The organism is Sphingomonas pokkalii (genome assembly GCF_003096275.1).
Classification (GTDB): domain Bacteria; phylum Pseudomonadota; class Alphaproteobacteria; order Sphingomonadales; family Sphingomonadaceae; genus Sphingomonas; species Sphingomonas pokkalii.
In genome coordinates this window covers 810,971-826,954 of record NZ_QENQ01000001.1, presented here as the reverse complement: position 1 = coordinate 826,954, position 15,984 = coordinate 810,971, and the positions used below count along the sequence as shown (strand labels likewise).

At 64.3% G+C, this 15,984-nt stretch carries 14 protein-coding genes and 1 pseudogene; 9 read left to right on the top strand and 6 right to left on the bottom strand.

The features are described 5' to 3' along the window. Positions 1-123 precede the first annotated feature (123 nt). From DD559_RS03835 to DD559_RS03815, 5 genes are all read left to right on the top strand, one after another. Positions 124-891: a TIM barrel protein gene (locus DD559_RS03835; RefSeq protein WP_116468020.1), complete on the top strand. Its 768-nt coding sequence runs from the start codon at positions 124-126 to the stop codon at positions 889-891. Between the two features lie 7 nt (positions 892-898). After that, complete coding sequence (locus DD559_RS03830) at positions 899-2,236, top strand: MFS transporter (RefSeq protein ID WP_116468019.1); 1,338 nt, start codon at positions 899-901, stop codon at positions 2,234-2,236. A 129-nt stretch (positions 2,237-2,365) separates the two neighbouring features. Continuing rightward, positions 2,366-3,385, top strand: coding sequence for a sugar phosphate isomerase/epimerase family protein (locus DD559_RS03825; RefSeq protein ID WP_116468018.1), 1,020 nt, complete (start codon positions 2,366-2,368; stop codon positions 3,383-3,385). A gap of 13 nt (positions 3,386-3,398) precedes the next feature. Next, a complete protein-coding gene (locus DD559_RS03820; protein WP_116468017.1) occupies positions 3,399-3,791 on the top strand; it encodes a C-glycoside deglycosidase beta subunit domain-containing protein in 393 nt (130 codons plus the stop codon). A 170-nt stretch (positions 3,792-3,961) separates the two neighbouring features. Continuing rightward, positions 3,962-5,173 carry an MFS transporter gene (locus DD559_RS03815; RefSeq protein WP_116468016.1) on the top strand — a complete coding sequence of 404 codons (1,212 nt, stop codon included), beginning with the start codon at positions 3,962-3,964 and terminating at the stop codon, positions 5,171-5,173. Between the two features lie 60 nt (positions 5,174-5,233). On the opposite strand, the gene DD559_RS03810 is transcribed toward DD559_RS03815, so the two are convergent. The 3 genes from DD559_RS03810 to DD559_RS03800 are packed head-to-tail and all read right to left on the bottom strand — an operon-like array spanning position 5,234 to position 9,291. After that, complete coding sequence (locus DD559_RS03810) at positions 5,234-7,609, bottom strand: beta-glucosidase (protein WP_240610106.1); 2,376 nt, start codon at positions 7,607-7,609, stop codon at positions 5,234-5,236. 8 nt (positions 7,610-7,617) lie between these two features. Beyond that, entirely contained in the window at positions 7,618-8,184 is a 567-nt protein-coding gene (locus tag DD559_RS03805; RefSeq protein WP_116468015.1) for an NADPH-dependent FMN reductase, read from the bottom strand. A gap of 3 nt (positions 8,185-8,187) precedes the next feature. Beyond that, the gene (locus tag DD559_RS03800) at positions 8,188-9,291 is read right to left on the bottom strand and encodes an LLM class flavin-dependent oxidoreductase (protein WP_116468014.1); all 1,104 of its coding nucleotides are present in this window, start codon (positions 9,289-9,291) and stop codon (positions 8,188-8,190) included. Positions 9,292-9,383: 92 nt separating this feature from the next. Here DD559_RS03800 and DD559_RS03795 point away from each other — a divergent pair, with 92 nt between their 5' ends. Both DD559_RS03795 and DD559_RS03790 read left to right on the top strand, forming a co-directional pair. Beyond that, the gene (locus tag DD559_RS03795; RefSeq protein ID WP_116468013.1) at positions 9,384-10,058 is read left to right on the top strand and encodes a TetR/AcrR family transcriptional regulator; all 675 of its coding nucleotides are present in this window, start codon (positions 9,384-9,386) and stop codon (positions 10,056-10,058) included. A 156-nt stretch (positions 10,059-10,214) separates the two neighbouring features. Continuing rightward, positions 10,215-10,770 (top strand): annotated as a pseudogene (locus DD559_RS03790) (hypothetical protein). Positions 10,771-10,779: 9 nt separating this feature from the next. Here DD559_RS03790 and DD559_RS19730 read toward each other — a convergent pair. Next, positions 10,780-10,944, bottom strand: coding sequence for a hypothetical protein (locus DD559_RS19730; protein ID WP_165830965.1), 165 nt, complete (start codon positions 10,942-10,944; stop codon positions 10,780-10,782). Here DD559_RS19730 and DD559_RS19555 point away from each other — a divergent pair. Next, positions 10,931-11,875, top strand: coding sequence for a helix-turn-helix transcriptional regulator (locus DD559_RS19555; RefSeq protein ID WP_133243768.1), 945 nt, complete (start codon positions 10,931-10,933; stop codon positions 11,873-11,875). The genes DD559_RS19730 and DD559_RS19555 overlap by 14 nt on opposite strands. 9 nt (positions 11,876-11,884) lie before the next feature. Here the strand turns inward: DD559_RS19555 and DD559_RS03785 are convergent, their stop codons facing one another. Continuing rightward, entirely contained in the window at positions 11,885-13,084 is a 1,200-nt protein-coding gene (locus DD559_RS03785; RefSeq protein ID WP_116468012.1) for a tyrosine-type recombinase/integrase, read from the bottom strand. A gap of 307 nt (positions 13,085-13,391) precedes the next feature. Then, a complete protein-coding gene (guaA, locus tag DD559_RS03780; RefSeq protein ID WP_116468011.1) occupies positions 13,392-14,951 on the bottom strand; it encodes a glutamine-hydrolyzing GMP synthase in 1,560 nt (519 codons plus the stop codon). A 239-nt stretch (positions 14,952-15,190) separates the two neighbouring features. On the opposite strand from guaA, the gene DD559_RS03775 reads away from it, so the two are divergent. Then, complete coding sequence (locus DD559_RS03775) at positions 15,191-15,949, top strand: NPP1 family protein (RefSeq protein ID WP_165830964.1); 759 nt, start codon at positions 15,191-15,193, stop codon at positions 15,947-15,949. Positions 15,950-15,984 lie beyond the last annotated feature (35 nt).

Below are 15,984 nucleotides of genomic sequence, written 5' to 3'. Positions count from 1 at the left end.
AATTCCAGAAATTAGCATTGACAACGATCAAAAAGAATCATTGTTCTAATACTGAAATGCCGCCATCCTGCGGCAGCTTGGTCGAGCCCACACTCAAAGGTGCGCCGATCCGGAGAGGACGACATGCTTCTATCCCCTTGCATCGAATGGATGTTTGCCGAAGCCCATGCCGATATGGGTGATCGCATCCGGGCCGCGGCCGCGGCGGGTTATTCGGCCGGCGAGTTCCACTTGTGGCGCGACAAGAACCTGGAGTCGGTTGCCGCAGCGCTTCGTGAGACCGGCAGCAAGCTGACCGGCGCCTGTGTCGATCCGCGCCGCAGCCTGGTCGATCCGGCGCAGCAAGACGAGTTCGCCCAGGCGGTGGAGGAAAGCCTTGCCGCCGCCAGGACGATTGGCTCGCCGCCGATGATCATCGCCTCCGGCTTCACCCGCGAGGGCGTGAGCGAAGGAGAACATTTCGCCGCCGCCGTGGCCGCCCTCAAGCGCGCCGCCGCGCTGGCCGAAGCCGCCGACGTGATGCTGGTGCTAGAGCCGCTCAACGACCGGGTCGAGCATCCCGGCATGTGGCTGGTCTCCACGACCAAGGGATTGGACCTGATCGAGGCCGTTGGCAGTACGCATCTGCGGCTGCTCTACGACGTGTACCATTCCCAGGTGATGGGCGAGGACATGGAAGCGGTGCTGCGCGGCCGCATCCATCTCGTCCACCATGTCCAGGTCGCCGACATGCCCGGCCGCAACGAGCCCGGCACCGGCACCATCGACTGGGGCAAGGCGATGCAGACGCTGCGCGACCTCGGCTACACCGGCGCTATCGGGCTTGAATATCGCCCCACCCTGCCCCCCGCCGAGTCGCTGGCGGCGACCCGCGCGGCACTCGGGCTCTGAGGACGCCATGTTGGTCGCCTCGCCCCCGCGCGAACCGCGGCTGGGGCTGGTCGAGCGGCTGAGCTACGGGTTCGGCGATTTCGGCTACAGCCTTCCCTACAACATGGTGGGGGCCTTCCTCCTCTATTACTATACGGTGGTGCTGCGGCTTCCCGCGGCCGCGGTGGGCACGATCTTCCTCACTGCCCGGCTGTTCGATGCCGTCGTCGATCTGGGCGTGGGCGTGCTGCTCGATCGCACGCGCAGCCGCTGGGGCCGCGCCCGGCCCTATATCCTCTTCACCTCCGTGCCCTATGCGGTGGTGTTCGTGGCGATTTTCCTGGTGCCGGCCGGCAGCGTCAACGCGCAGCTCGCCTGGGCCTTCGTCACCTTCAACCTGCTCGGGCTGCTGATGTCGTTCGGCTCGATTCCGTACACGGCGCTGCTGCCGATGATGACCGCGGATACCGACCAGCGGCTCAAGCTCGGCTCGATGCGATCGATCGGCACCTCCGTCTCGGTGATCCTCGGCACCGCCGCCACGATGCCGCTGGTCGGCCTGCTGGGCGGCGGCAACGAGCGCAAGGGCTTCCTGCTCACCGCGCTGCTGTTCGGCGTGCTGGCACTGGCCGCCATGCTCGCGCTGTTCCGCAACTGCCGCGAACGCCATGTCGGCGATGCCGATGCCGCCCCCGCGCCTGCCCCCACCGCGATCGGCGAGATGCTGCGCAACCGCGCCTGGTGGGTGTGCTTCCTGTTCACGCTCCTCTATTTCGTCCGCTTCGGCGCGATGCTTTCGGTCACCGCCTTTTTCGCGATCGAGGTGCTCAAGCGGCCCTGGATGATCTCGGTGATGCTGCCGGCAATCTCGGGCATGCTGCTGCTCGCGGCGTTCGTCGCCCCGCCGATCCTGTCGCGGACCGGCATTCGCGGCGGCTCGCTCGGCGCGTTGGGGCTCTCGCTGCTGCTGTTCGCGCTGCTGCCCTTTGCCGAAGCGTCGCCGATCGCCTTCCTGTCGCTCTACCTCGCCGCGTCGATGGCGACCTCGATCACCATCACGGCGATCTTCACGATGATCGCCGAGTCGGTCGATTATCATGAGGCCCGGTTCGGCAGCCGCAACGAGGGGCTGCTCTCGGCCGGCGTCAGCCTCGCGACCAAGATCGGCATGGCACTGGGATCGGCCGCGATCGCCTATGCGCTCGCCTATGCGGCCTATGCGCCAGGCGCGGTTACCCCGGCAGCCGTGCTGACGATCCGCTGGGCCTATTATGGCGCGCCGCTGCTGCTCCTGTCGCTGCAGGCGCTGTGCATCCTGTTCTGGCCCGCGCGCACGGCACGGGTTGACGTCGCCCTGCAAATATAGAACAATCATTCCAATCAGGGCGTACAGCGCCCCAGGGGAGAGGTTCAAGAAAGGCGCGGACCCAGCTGTGGGTGTCGCCACCTCCCCCGCATCACCGAAATCCACCGTGAGCTCGAAGAGGTGAATGCGATGAGCAGCATCAAGCGGGGCGTCAGCCTCTACAGTTTCCAGAACGAGACGTTCCAGGGGAAGATGTCCCTGGAGGATTGCGTGCGCACCTGCGCCGAACTCGGCGCCAACGGCATCGAGATCATCGGCGAACAGACCTTCTGGGGCTGGCCCGAGGTTGGCGTGGAGGATGCGGCGGTCGCCGAATGGCACCGGCTGATGCAGGCCTATGGCACCACGCCGGTCAGCCACGACTTCATGCTCGATTACAAGCGCTACAAGGGCCGCGAAATGCCGTTCGACGAGCAGGTCGCGAGCGTGAAGAACGACATCGACTTCGGCGCGCGCCTGGGCATGAAATATATCCGCGCGCTGGTCTCGATCGCGCCGGAAGTGCTGGTCGCCGCGGCGCCCTATGCCGAGGAAAAGAACATCAAGATCCTGATCGAGGTGCACGCGCCGCTGCACTTCGACCATCCCTGGATCATCCGCCATGCCGAGGCCTTCGAGAAGGCCGGCTCGGACGCGCTCGGCTTCCTGCCGGACATGGGCATGTTCCTCTTTGCCTATCCGCGCGTGTGGAAGGAGAAGTTCCTGCGCGTCGGCGTGCCCAGGCACATCGCCGACTATATCGAGAAGGCCTATGAGGACCGCGTCCTCTCCGAGTACGTGATCCTCAACGTCCAGCAGATGGGCGGCACCGGCCCGGCGATCGCCATGGCCGAGGTGACGCGCCACAATGCCGCGTTCGAGCCCAAGCGGATGCTCGATTACATGCACCGCATCCACAACATCCACGGCAAGTTCTACGAGATGACCGCCGACTATGTGGAGCCGTCGATCCCCTATGACGAGATCGTCGCGGTGCTCCAGAAGGGCGGCTACACCGGTTATATCTGCTCCGAATATGAGGGCAATCGCTGGATCGAGGACTTCGAGGAACCGGATTCGGTCGAACAGGTGCGCCGCCAGCAGGTGATGCTCGCCCGGTTGCTCGGCGAAGCCACCGTGCCGTCGCTCAAGACCCCCATCGCAGCCTGAGGAGCGCCTTCCCATGATGGACAACAAGATGATCTGCACCGAGCAGTTCGAGAACGTCGTCGAAGGCGGCGAGACGATCGGTTTCGCGTTCCTGGGCCGGCTGCCTTATTATCGCGGGCTCGGGCTCTCGATGGTCGAGGACATCCAGGTCAGCGTCGACGGCGAGGAGATCGCCCGCGAGGCCATCCGCTTCTCGGTACGCGGCAAGACCTACACGCTGGACGAGATGGAAACCGTCTATGACGACCGCTGGAACTTCGGCGAGAAGGCGCGGATCATCGCGCTGAAGCCCGGCGGGCTCGCGCCCGGGGCGCACAAGATCAGCTTCGCCGTGCGGATGCGGGTGAGCTACCTTCCCTTCGTCCCCACCACCCGCGACACCAAGGAACTCGCGCTCGCCGCCTGAGCGCAGCCGTTTCTCCTCCTCGGGCGCCCCGGCTTGCCGGCGGCGCCCTTTTTTTGGGTCCGTTCCAGCCCCTGCTCCCAAAATTTCATTTTGAAATTATCGTTCTATTTTGATATTCCGCAAGGACAAGCAAGCGCACGGACACCGGCGCACGAACGATTGGAGAGAGGATGAAAGCGATTCGCGCGTTCTGGGAAGACCTGACGCTCAAGCCGCAAGGCTTCACGATGATCATCGCAGGTTTTCTGCCGGTGTTCGCAATCATCGCCATGTTCCCGCTAGTCGCCGCGATCATCGGCCATTTCCACGACGATCCAAATGCCGCGATCAAGGTGCCTGCGATGGTCACGGCGCCCGGCTACGCCATCGCACTGCTCGCGCCCTTCGCGGGCCTGCTGTGCGATCGCTTCGGCCGCCGGCGTATCCTGCTGGCCTGCACCTTCTTCTACGGCGTTGCCGGCACCGCGCCCTTCTTCCTTGAAAGTCTAGACTCGATCATCGCCACCCGGCTGGCGCTGGGCGTGTGCGAAGCCGGCATCCTTACCATCGTCAACACGCTGATCGCCGACTATTGGGCCGATAGCAGCCGCCGCAACTGGCTGATGCTGCAGGGCATCGTCGGCCCGGCGCTGCAGCCCGGCGTATTCGTGCTGGTCGCGAGCGTCGCCGCGGTGCGCTGGAACGGCGGCTTCCTCGTCTATCTGATCGCGTTCCCGATCTTCCTGTCCATGTACTTCTTCCTGTTCGAGCCCAAGCGCGAGCAGGTGGCTGCGCAGGAAGGCGCCCGCGCGCTCGAAGCGCCGGGCCCCTTCCCGGCCGGCGCGGCGGTGCTGGTGGGCGCGGTGACGCTGTTCGCCTCGATCCTCTATTACGTGTTCATCGTGAACGGCAGCATCGCCTGGAAGGAGGTTGGCGTCACCGATCCGCTGCAGGTGAGCACGCTCACCGTGGTGCCGGCATTGTTCATCATCGTCGGCTCAATCCTGTTTCGCATCGTCTCGCGCTTCAACAATGCGGTACAGATCGCCGCCTTCCTCGGCATGCTGGGGATCGGCCTGGCCGGAATCGGCCTCGCCCGCTCGGTGACCGCGATGCAGCTGTCGATGGCCTTCCAGCAGACCGGCGCGGGCATGGCGATCCCGGCATTGATCGCCTGGTCGCAGAGCAAATTCGGCTTCGCCCATCGCGGCCGGGGCATGGGGGTGTGGACCAGCGCCTTCTTCCTCGGTCAGGCGATCTCGCCGATCATCGTGGGCAATGTCGCCGGCGCGGCGGGATCGATGCAGGGGGCGTTCCTGGCGCTGGGACTTGTGGCGATCGTCGCAGCGGTGCTGGGATTCGGCCTTGGCACCCGCGCGCCGCTGCGGGCGGCGACGGCGTGACGCACAAAAAAAGGGGAGCGTGTTGCCCGCTCCCCTCTTCCTTGAACCCGTGCGTCAGCGTCACCGGGTAACCGTAACCTCAAGCCCGGAAGCTTCGGCGGAGGCCGCGACACGCAGCGACACGGCGCCCCGTATCTCCTGCCAGCCAGCGCCCTGCCAGATCCGAAGCGCGCGCGGCTCCAGCGGTACGCGCACCACACGCTGCTCGCCCGGCGCCAACCGCACCTTGGCAAAACCGACCAGCGCGCATTCGGGCGCGTCGCGATAAACCTGGACGACCTCGGCGCCGGGACGATCCGACACATTGGTGACGGTCACCGTCACCGCGTCGTCCCCCGCCGCAGCATCTGACCATGCGAACCGCGCATAGCCGAAGCCGCTGCCCAGCGGGTATCGCGCCGGCGTGCCGTTGGCGATCAACCCGCGATAGCCGAGCTTCGTGCCCTCGCCATAGACCAGCCGGCCATCGGCCTGGGGCACCGTCCCATAGCCGCAATAGTCCGCCTCGGCGCGGGCGATCGATACCGGCATCCGGCCGCCGGGCTCGCGATCGCCGGCGAGCACGCTGGCCAGCGCCGGCGCGAAGCCCTGCCCGGGATACCAGGCGACCAGCAGCGCCGCCGCCCGCTCGCCCCATTCGGCGTCGAAGGCATGGCCGACATTGACGATCGCCGCCGTCCGCGGATTGGCGGCGCACACCGCCTCGATCAGCCGCAGCTGCTCGGGCGCCAGCCTGGTATCGGGCCGGTCCTTGCTCTCGACGCTGGAGTCGGAGGTTTCCCCGATCACCAGGAACACCGCGTCGGCGGCACGCGCCGCCTCCACCGCCCGCGCCAGCATCGCCTCGGGGCTGTCCGGCGTGCGGATGCCGTACCACAGCCCCTGCACCCGCGCGCCGACATAGTGGAACTCCACCGTCACCAGCACCTCGCGGCCCGCCGCCAGCGCCACTTCCACCGAGTCCGCGTCGCCGGCCTTGAGCACGCCCATCACGTCGCCCGCCGCCAGTTCGCGGCCGGCACGCAGCACCTCGCGCCCGTCGACCAGCATCCGCGCCACGCCGGTGCCGCCCAGATAGAAGCGATGCACCCCGTCGGTCGCCGGCGTGAACCGCCCGCGCGCCCGGATCGAGCCGGGCGCGTCGAACCGCCCCTGGGTGTGGACGCCGACGAACCAGACCAGCGAATTGGTCGCCCGCGTCTCGCTCGACAGCGGCGTGCCGGAGCAATCGGTCGTCGCGAAATAGTCGAGTGTCATGCCCGTCGTGCAGCCATCGCCCAGGTCGCGCGCGGGCTGCACCGGCATCGCGGGCAGGCGCGGCTGCGGATCGACGCCGGGTTCGTAGACGATCTCGCAGGCATCGCCATAGCGCGCACGGATCGCCTCGATCGGCGTCGGCGTGTCGGGCGCGACCGCGATCTTGGCGAAGGTGCCGCCCTGGTAGCAGGGGGCGGCCGCGTTCGGCCCGATCACCGCGATCCGCCGCACGCTGTCCGGCGCAAGCGGCAGCATCCCGCCCTGGTTGCGCAGCAGCACGAAGCCCTCGGCCGCCGCTTCCTCCAGCATCAAGGCGGCCACCTCGGCCGGCAGCGGGTTCGACTTGGCGCCGGTCACCCGCCGCGCCGTCGCCGCCACCCGTGCCGCCGCATCGGCCACCCGCTCCGCCGATACCGCGCCCGCCGTCACCGCCGCAGCGATCTTCGGACCCATGAAGCGGGCCGGCCCGGGCATTTCCAGGTCGAGCCCGGCGGCGATCGTCCCTTCGGTCGAGTGGGTGCCGAACCAGTCGCTCATGATCAGATAGGGAAAGCGCCACTCCCCCTTGACGATGTCGGTCAGGACATGCGCCTGCTCGGAGCACCAGGCGCCGTTCAACTTGTTGTACGCGGCAAGCATGCCTGCGCAACCGGCCGCCGCCGCCATCTCGAAGGGCAGCAGATAGACTTCGCGCAGCGTCCGCTCGTCGACCTGCGCGTCCACCGTATCGCGCGCCGTCTCGCTGTCGTTGCAGACGAGATGCTTGGCCACCGATCCGGTACCGGTCGATTGCAGCCCTTCGATCCAGCGCGCGCCCAGCACCCCGGCGAGCAGCGGATCCTCGGAGAAATATTCGAAGGCGCGCCCCGCCAGCGGGCTGCGCGCGAGGTTGAGGTTGGGCGCCAGCAGCGCGTCGACACCGCGCGCGACCGCGTCGCTGCCCACCACCTGCCCCATCCGCCGCGCCGTATCGCGGTCCCAGCTCGCGCCGATTGCGGTGGGGCACGGGGTGAGCAGCGATACGTCGCGCTCGTCGACATTGCCGCTCGCCACCCCCATCGGCCCATCGGCCATGGTGAAGGCGGGGATGCCCGCCTCCGGCACCGCCACGCTCTGCCACATTGCCGCGCCGGCGGTGAGCGCACAGCGCTCCTCGAAGCTGGGTTCGCGCATCGTCATACCTTTTCTCAAGCGGCGGGCGCGAGCGCGAACGCCATCAGCTGCTGCGCCTGCACCGCAACCATCTGCGCCACGCTCGCATCGACGATCGTGCCGTCCGGGCCGAACGGCTTCTGTTCGATCGAATTGAGCGCGATGCCCGCCGGCGTCGGCCAGCCGCGCATCGCGTGGACGATGCCGCGCAGCGCCGCGAGCGTCACCCCGCCCGCCTGCCAGCCGGCGGCCGAGACGATCAGCCCCACCGGCATCCCGTCGAAATAGACCCGGGCGTCGCCGCGCGTATCCTCCAGCAGGTCGAGCGCGTTCTTCACCACGCCCGAAACGCCGCCATGATAGCCGGGCGTGGCGATCACCAGTGCATCGGCCGCGCGTACCGCCGCGACCAGTTCGGCCTGTTCGGGGCTGCGGCCGGGCGCCTCGGGGTTGAAATGCGGGAGTTCGGCAAGCGCAGGCCCGCCGAACATCCGCGTCTCCGCCCCCAGCCGCGCGCATTCGGCGAGCACCGCCCGCGCCAGCAATTCGCTCGACGAATTGGCGCGCAGCGTGCCGCCGATGCCGACGATCCTGCGGGCCATGGCTCAGCGCCCCTTGAAGGCGGGCATCACCTTGCGCGACAACAGGTCGAGCGTCTGGTTGGCATAGGCCAGCCGCTGTTCGGTCAGCGGGCCGGTGGTGGTGCCGCACAGGATGTTGCCGATGCCCAGCTCGGCATAGGGCCGCAGATGCTCGATCACCGTCTCCGGCGAGCCATAGAGGCACCAGGTGCCGATCCAGCCTTCGTGCAGCGCGCTGATGTTGACGTCGGTCTTCTTGTTGGCCTCGCCGGATTCCGCGCGGCGGTTGAATTCGTTCTCGCGGTCTACCGCGTCCTGATAGCCCTGGAGGATGATCTCCAGCTCCTCGCGCGCCTGCGCGTCGGTCTCGGCGAGATGGACGCACTGGTAGCTGTGGGTGCTCCAGCTCAGCGCATCGGCGATCACCGCGTCCGGATGCCCCGCCTCGAGCAGCATCGCCTTATAGGTGTCGAAATACTTCTTCACATGGGAATAGGGTTCGGTGCCGTAGATCTGCGGCGGGGTGAAGGCCGGGATGAAGGCCGGCCAGCCGTTCACCGCCGCGCGCCGCGCGCTGCTTTCCTTCATCGCCACCGGCATCAGCCGCGCATGTTTTTCGCCATAGGGCGCCGGCGTGATCCGCTGCAGCACGCGTCCCTGGTGGGGGCCGTTGTCGATCTCGATCGCAGGGTCGTCCATCTGCTTGGCCCATAGCGCCTCGGCCAGCGCCAGGTTCTTCTCCGCGATGGCGCCCGCATCCTTGTAGTTGACCGCGAAGCCGATCATTTCCTCGGGCGTCGTGCCGGATCCCACGCCGACCAGCAGCTTGCCCTTGGTCAGATGGTCGAGAATGCTCACGCGCTCGGCAAAGCGCACCGGATGGTGGAGCGGCACCGACACCACAGAGAAGCCGAAATGGAGATCGGGGTGCTTGGCGGCGAGATAGCCGGCCAGGATGAAGCTGTCGCTCGCCACCGGCATATAGCCGTTGAAGTGATGGTCCGGCATGAAAATGGCGTCGAAGCCTGCTGCTGCTGCCCGGTCCGAATGATCGATCAGGTCGGTGATCAACCGGCCGTCCTGGTCGGGGCTCGTCGAGCGAGCATTCAGAAATACCGAGAAGCGCATGGACACTCTCCCAAAGATGCCTGGGCGATTGATTCGAAGCCCATGACAATTAGAATTGACGTTCCTATTTTGATAGGGTTTGTCTGAACGCAATGTCAAGCCAGTCGACCAAGAGGAAACCGCGTTCCCCCCTCGCCGTGGAGCAGGTGGGCCGCGTGCCGCAGCAGGGGCGCAGCAAGGCGTCGTACGAGCGGATGTTCGCCGCAGCGCGGACGTTGATGCTGGAGCGGGGGGATGAGGAATTCACGCTGATTGAGGTGAGCCAGCGCGGCAATGTCTCGATCGGTTCGATCTATCTGCGCTTCGAATCGAAGGACAATCTGGTTCGCGCGGTTATCTGCGAAGCGCTGGAGGAGATCGTGTCTGCCGAGGAGGCGATGTTCGAGCGGCTCGCCGATGAGGCGCGCGACCTGGGCGAATTCGTGCCGCGCTACGTCAACGATTATGCCGAGGTTCTTCGCGTCAACGCACCGCTGTTGCGGCTGGCGATGCGCCGCGCGGCCTTCGATCCGCTGATTTCGGCGCCGGGCAAGCAGGTCGCGGACCGTTCGGCGGCGGGGGCCAATCGTGCCATGCTCCGGTTCTCCGCGGAGATTGGCGGCGATGCTGCGCTGAAGGCTGACTCGGTGTACCACATCATCTTCGCCACGCTTGCGCGCGAGCTGAGCCTTGGTTCTACGGCAGAATCGGCGCGAAACTATGATTGGGAGCCGCTAAAGCGCGAGCTTGCGCGCATGTGCCTCGCCTATCTGCGGCAACAGCCTTGATCGCGGAAACACCGCATCTGCCCGCTAGTCTCGAGCTCCAGGACCGCGGCGCTTGTGATCGGGCACATCAGCGACACGCCGTCGACCCTATGCTCCCAGGTGTTTGGTCCCAGCATGTGATGCAGTAAAATGATCGCCGTCGGAGCCGGGGGCACTATGGGCCAGATTCTTCACGGCAGCGCCAAGACCACGCGCGCCATTCGCAGCGAGCTACAGTGATCGCAAGCTTCGATCGCGAGCCTCGCGAAGCGGTATGGGATCAACGAGAAGACAGTCCTGAAATGGCGGCATCGGCAGTCTGGGGAAGATATGCCGATGGGTCGGAAGCAACGGCGCAGCACGGTGCTCCCTCCCATGGAAGAGGAGCGATTGTCCCGTGGCGCGTTGCGCGTACAGGCCCGACTGCCGTTGGATGATGACTTCGTCGCGCTGAAGGACGTCATCCCCCAGTTGACGCGTTCGGCCCTGCACCGTTGCCTGCAGTGCCCGGTACCCAAGGCAGACCGCGAGAGGCCCCAAGTCCTTCCATTACGCCTCGATTCACGAACTGCGACGGCACGTCGCAGAATGGCTCATCGCATACAACTTTGCCAAGCAGCTTGAGGCGTTGAAGTTCAGGGCACCCTACGAGGCCATAAACGCGCTCTGGATATCAAAGCCCGACGTAGTTACCATCAAGCCGACCCATCACATGCTGGGACCAAACAACTAGGGCTGGGACTCACAAAAACCACATGACGCTGGCGGCGAGGTGTATGCTGCCGAGGAAGACGGCGGCGGTGCGGTCATAGCGCGTGGCGAACGTAGCGCCCTCATGCCCGTACCTGCCCATGCAGGTTGCTTCTGCGAGAAATGTTGTCATTTTGGTTGACATGGCGATGATCATCCCCCGCGTGAATCCCGAATGTGACGCCGACGTAGCTCTTGCCATTGGGCGTATTTATAGACGTATTCGCCGCAGATCTAAGACAAGCACGAAAATTCGCTTGATCAGAATGCACCTTGATCCTGCTCTTAAACGATTTGAAAGGTTGGTGCCGCGCTCGCTAAGAACATACCTTTCGTGGCATTATCACGGATCACTAGCGGAATACACTTCCCGATGCGGCTTTGATCAGGCGTATAAGGGTCAGAGACTTTTTACACGTATATACGTAAAGTTACAGCGCAGCCTACCAGATTCCTATGAACCACTTTACATTACGCTGGAAAGCGTTCTAACTTTTTTAGATTACTGCTGCTTTTCTTCGCTCAAACCTCGCAATCTTGTAGACACCGCCATTAGCGCTAACCGACGCTTGGATTACTGCAGATTTTGCGGGGCGCCGGCTGAGTACAAGGCTTTTCTCGACGGCGATCACTCTTTCAAGGAAGAGGATCCAGAGGATAAGCTAAGGTTGAGCAATTGGTACTGCTCCAAACACAAGCCATGGTTGTCCGAAGGGAATAGCAATTCTCTCTACCGGCGTGCGCTCAGAAGCAAAGCTTCGTTTGACATGGATGTATTTAGACTACGAATGGCGATAGGTGAGCCACTCAGGGATCCGTGGAGAGACAATGAGGATCTGATCGAGATATTTTTACGAAAATACATTCAGGAACATGAAATTGATTTGGAAGATTACGCATCCATAAGGGAGCACGCTAGAGCGCTCACGGATCAGTCTATGACTGATCAGAAAAAGATTGTCTGCGCCCTTCTTTATCTAGGGAAGAATCAATCTCAAATTTCTGAGCATTTAGGTATCACACGACAAGCAGTTTCCAAAATAAAGAAAAGCATTCACCCATCTTATATTTACATTAATAACGCCTGAGGGTTTTGGCTAACCGCTGATGTTGGCCCTCCAGTTGTCGATCATGTCCGCCCAATCCTGCAACATTTCGGTTCGCTGCTCGCGGTACTCAGCCTTGTTGTACACCGCTCGGACACCACGCTGCTCGTGGGCCAAGCACTTCTCGATCCAGTCCGTGTTGTACCCCGCTTCATGCAGCAGCGTGCTGGCGGTGCGCCGCAGATCGTGCGGTCCGAACTTGGCAAGCGGCTTGCCGTCCTTCTGCGCCAATCGATAGGTCAGCGTCAGCACCTGGTTGAGCGTCGCACTGCTCATCGGCAGGTCGGAATCGTAGCGCGACGGGAGAACGTACTCCGATCCACCGGCGAAGGTTTTGAGCGCGATGAAGATATCCAGCGCCTGCCGCGACAGGAAAACCAAGTGCGGATTGCGCCGCTTCATGCGCTCCTTGGGGATGGTCCACAGCGCCTCGCTGAAATTGATCTCGCTCCACTTGGCGTTGGTCAGCTCGCTCTTGCGGACCATGGTGAGCAGCAGGAGCTTGGCCGCGGCCCGAATGGAGGGGCTGGTGCCGATCCGCTCGATGTACTGGTACATGAGCGCGATCTCGTCGGGCGTCAGTGCTCTGTCCCTCGGCTCGAAACGCGCGATCGTGGTGGGACGGACCAGCTCCGCCGGGTTCTCCACCTTCTGGCCGCGCTCGATCGCCCAACGGAACACCTGGAACACTACCTCGCGAGCGTGGACGGCCGTCGCCGGCGCGCCGCGTTCGACAATGGCATCGGTCAGCGCGCGCAGATCTTCATGGGTGATCTCGGGCAGCTTCTGGTTGCCGAACTTCGCCTTGAGCTCGCGCTCGAAGATGGCACGCCGCATGTCGCGCGTAGACTCCGCCATCTGGTAGCCGCGGAGCCATTTGTCGGCCCAAGCCTCGAACGTGTCCGCATCCTTGATGCGGGCCTTGTTCCGCGCCTTCTCCTTCGCCGGCGATTTCCCCGCCGCGACCATCTTCTTGGCTTCGTTGAGCTGCTCGCGCGCCTCGGCCAGCGTGATTCCACCAACGCCATACCGGCCGAAGGTGATCGTCTCCTGGCGACCGTTGATCGCGTAGTTGTAGCGGAACGAGATCGATCCTGCCGGCGTGACCGCCACGTACAGCCCGTCCCGGTCGTTCACCTTGTAGAGCTTCTCCTTGGGCTTCAGATTCCGCAGCTTGGTATCGGTCAGCATGCGAACCGCTCCAACACGCCGAAAAATACCATGCTCTTAGACCCCCGATTTTCGACCATATTCCGCTTGCAACTCAGACGTTTAGAAATTTTCAGTACCATGCACGCGCTCTGAAGCGGGCATGGTATCGCTGCCCTCGCTAGCCTGTCAGCGGTTCGCATACCATTAATCGTGCCATTCAAAATACGTGCTTGCCGCTGCCAGACAGTGCCCGACACGACATGGCCTAAACGCAAAAAAGCCCGCATTTCTGCGGGCTTTTCCGTGTCTTATTGCCTCTCGATGCCGGCTCGTGCCGAACGTGAGATCATTCCCACTCGATCGTGCCGGGCGGCTTGCTGGTATAGTCGTAGGTCACGCGGTTCACGCCGCGGACCTCGTTGACGATGCGGGTCGAGACGCGCGGCAGGAAGCCGGCGGGGAACTCGAAGGCTTCGGCGGTCATGCCGTCGATCGAGGTCACCGCGCGCAGCGCCAGTACGCTGTCGTACGTGCGGCCGTCGCCCATCACGCCCACACTGCGCACCGGAGTGAGCACCGCGAAAGCCTGCCAGATCGTGTCGTAGAGGCCCGCGTTGCGGATCTCTTCCAGATAGATCGCGTCGGCCTTGCGGAGGATGTCGCAGCGCTCCTTGGTGACCTCGCCCGGAATGCGGATCGCGAGGCCCGGCCCCGGGAAGGGATGGCGGCCGACGAACACGTCCGGCAGCCCGAGTTCGCGGCCCAGCGCGCGGACTTCGTCCTTGAACAGCTCGCGCAAGGGTTCGACCAGTTGCATGTTCATCCGCGCCGGCAGACCGCCGACATTGTGGTGGCTCTTGATCGTCACCGACGGGCCGCCGGTGAAGCTCACGCTCTCGATCACATCCGGATAGAGCGTGCCTTGCGCCAGGAAATCCGCCCCGCCGATCTTCTTCGCCTCGGCCTCGAACACGTCGATGAAGGTCTTGCCGATGAACTTGCGCTTCGCCTCGGGATCGGTGACGCCGGCGAGCCCGCCGAGGAACAGCGCCTCCGCATTCACATGGACGAGCGGGATGTGATAATGCTCGCGGAACAGGGTGACGACCTGCTCGGCCTCCCCTGCCCGCATCAGGCCGTGGTCGACGAACACGCAGGTCAGCTGGTCGCCGATCGCCTCGTGGATCAGCACCGCCGCCACCGCCGAATCGACGCCGCCCGACAGGCCGCAGATCACCTTGCCGTCGCCCACCTGCTGGCGGATCTCGGCGATCTTGGCGGCGCGGAACTCGGCCATGGTCCAGTCGCCCGACAGGCCGCAGACATGGCGCACGAAGTTCGCCAGCAGCCTGGCGCCGTCCGGCGTGTGCACCACTTCCGGGTGGAACTGCATCGCATAGTAGCGGCGCTCGTCGTTCGCGATCACCGCATAGGGCGAGCCGGGGCTGGTCGCGACCGGGCGGAAGCCGGGAGCGAGCCGGACGACCTTGTCGCCATGGCTCATCCACACCTGGTGGCTCTCGCGCGCGTGCCAGAGCCCGTCGAACAGCACGCAGCTGTCCTGGATCTCGATGAAGGCGCGGCCGAACTCGCCGCTGTCGCCCAGCACGACCTCGCCGCCGAGCTGGTGCATCATCACCTGCTGGCCGTAGCAGATGCCCAGCACCGGCAGGCCGCTGTCGAAGATCTCCTGCGGCACCCGCGGGGACCCCTGCTCCAGCACCGAGGCGGGCGAGCCGGACAGGATCACGCCCTTGGGCTTCATCCGGGCAAAGGCCTCGGCGGCGGTGGTGAAGGGCGCGATCTCGGAATAGACCCCGGCTTCGCGAACGCGGCGCGCGATCAGCTGGGTCACCTGGCTGCCGAAATCGACGATCAGGATGGAGTCGGTGTGCTGGAGCGTCATGGCTGGCCGATAGGGAGCGATCGCCGGACTGTCAAAGGGGATGCTGCAGCGCGACGCGCAATGTTGCACCCCGCACGCGCACCCGCGCCGCCAACGCCGTCGTCATACCGCAACAAAATTGACCTAAAACATTCAAAATACAAATATTTTATACGCTCACGTCCCCACCCCGATGGCGCGGCGCTCTTCCCGGACGTGATCGGAACAGGCCGGTCATGCACCATGGGTGGGGGTTCGCAATGCATTGGAGCGTGCAGTTCTTCATGATCGCGGCGGCGAGTTTGTCGCTCGCATCGCCAGCGGCAGCCGATGTGCTCGACCATGACAAGGTCCAGCAGATCGCCGCCGCGGCATCGGCCGTGGAATTCTATTACCAACCGATGATCGCCGACGGTCCGGACGCGTGCAACAACTATCCGGCGGTCGATCAATGGGGCAATGTCAATGGCGGCCTCAATCCTTCGGGGGCGCCGGATGGACATTGCCGCGGCACCAACGGCCAAGTTTACTCCCGCATGGCCGAATATTACAACAAATGCGCCATCCTATACGCCTATTACTTCCCGAAGGATCAGCCGCCAAACTATCTGGGCGCCTTTGCCGGCCATCGCCATGACTGGGAAAGCATCGTCGTCTGGACCGAGGGCTGCTATGTCGGCGCCAAGATCGTCAAGGTGAATTACTCGACGCACGGCAAATATTCGGTCAACACCAATCCGCCGGTTTTCATGGGCGCGACGGGATATCTGGCCAACGGCATCCACCCGAAGCTGACCTACCACGCGACCTATCTCGGCTTTGCCGACCATGTGCTCGATCCAACGATCGATACTGGCCGAACCCAGCCGCTGATCAGCTGGGATCGCCTGCCGGCGGCCGCGAAGAACACGCTCAACACCTATGATTTCGGCGCAGCCGACGTGCCGATGAAAGATGGCGGCGCGTTCTGGAGCAACCTGCAAAAGGCCTGGGCATCGACCGACGTCCATAATCCCTGAGGCCCGAACACGCGACCGCAAGGCCCGCCGGGCCG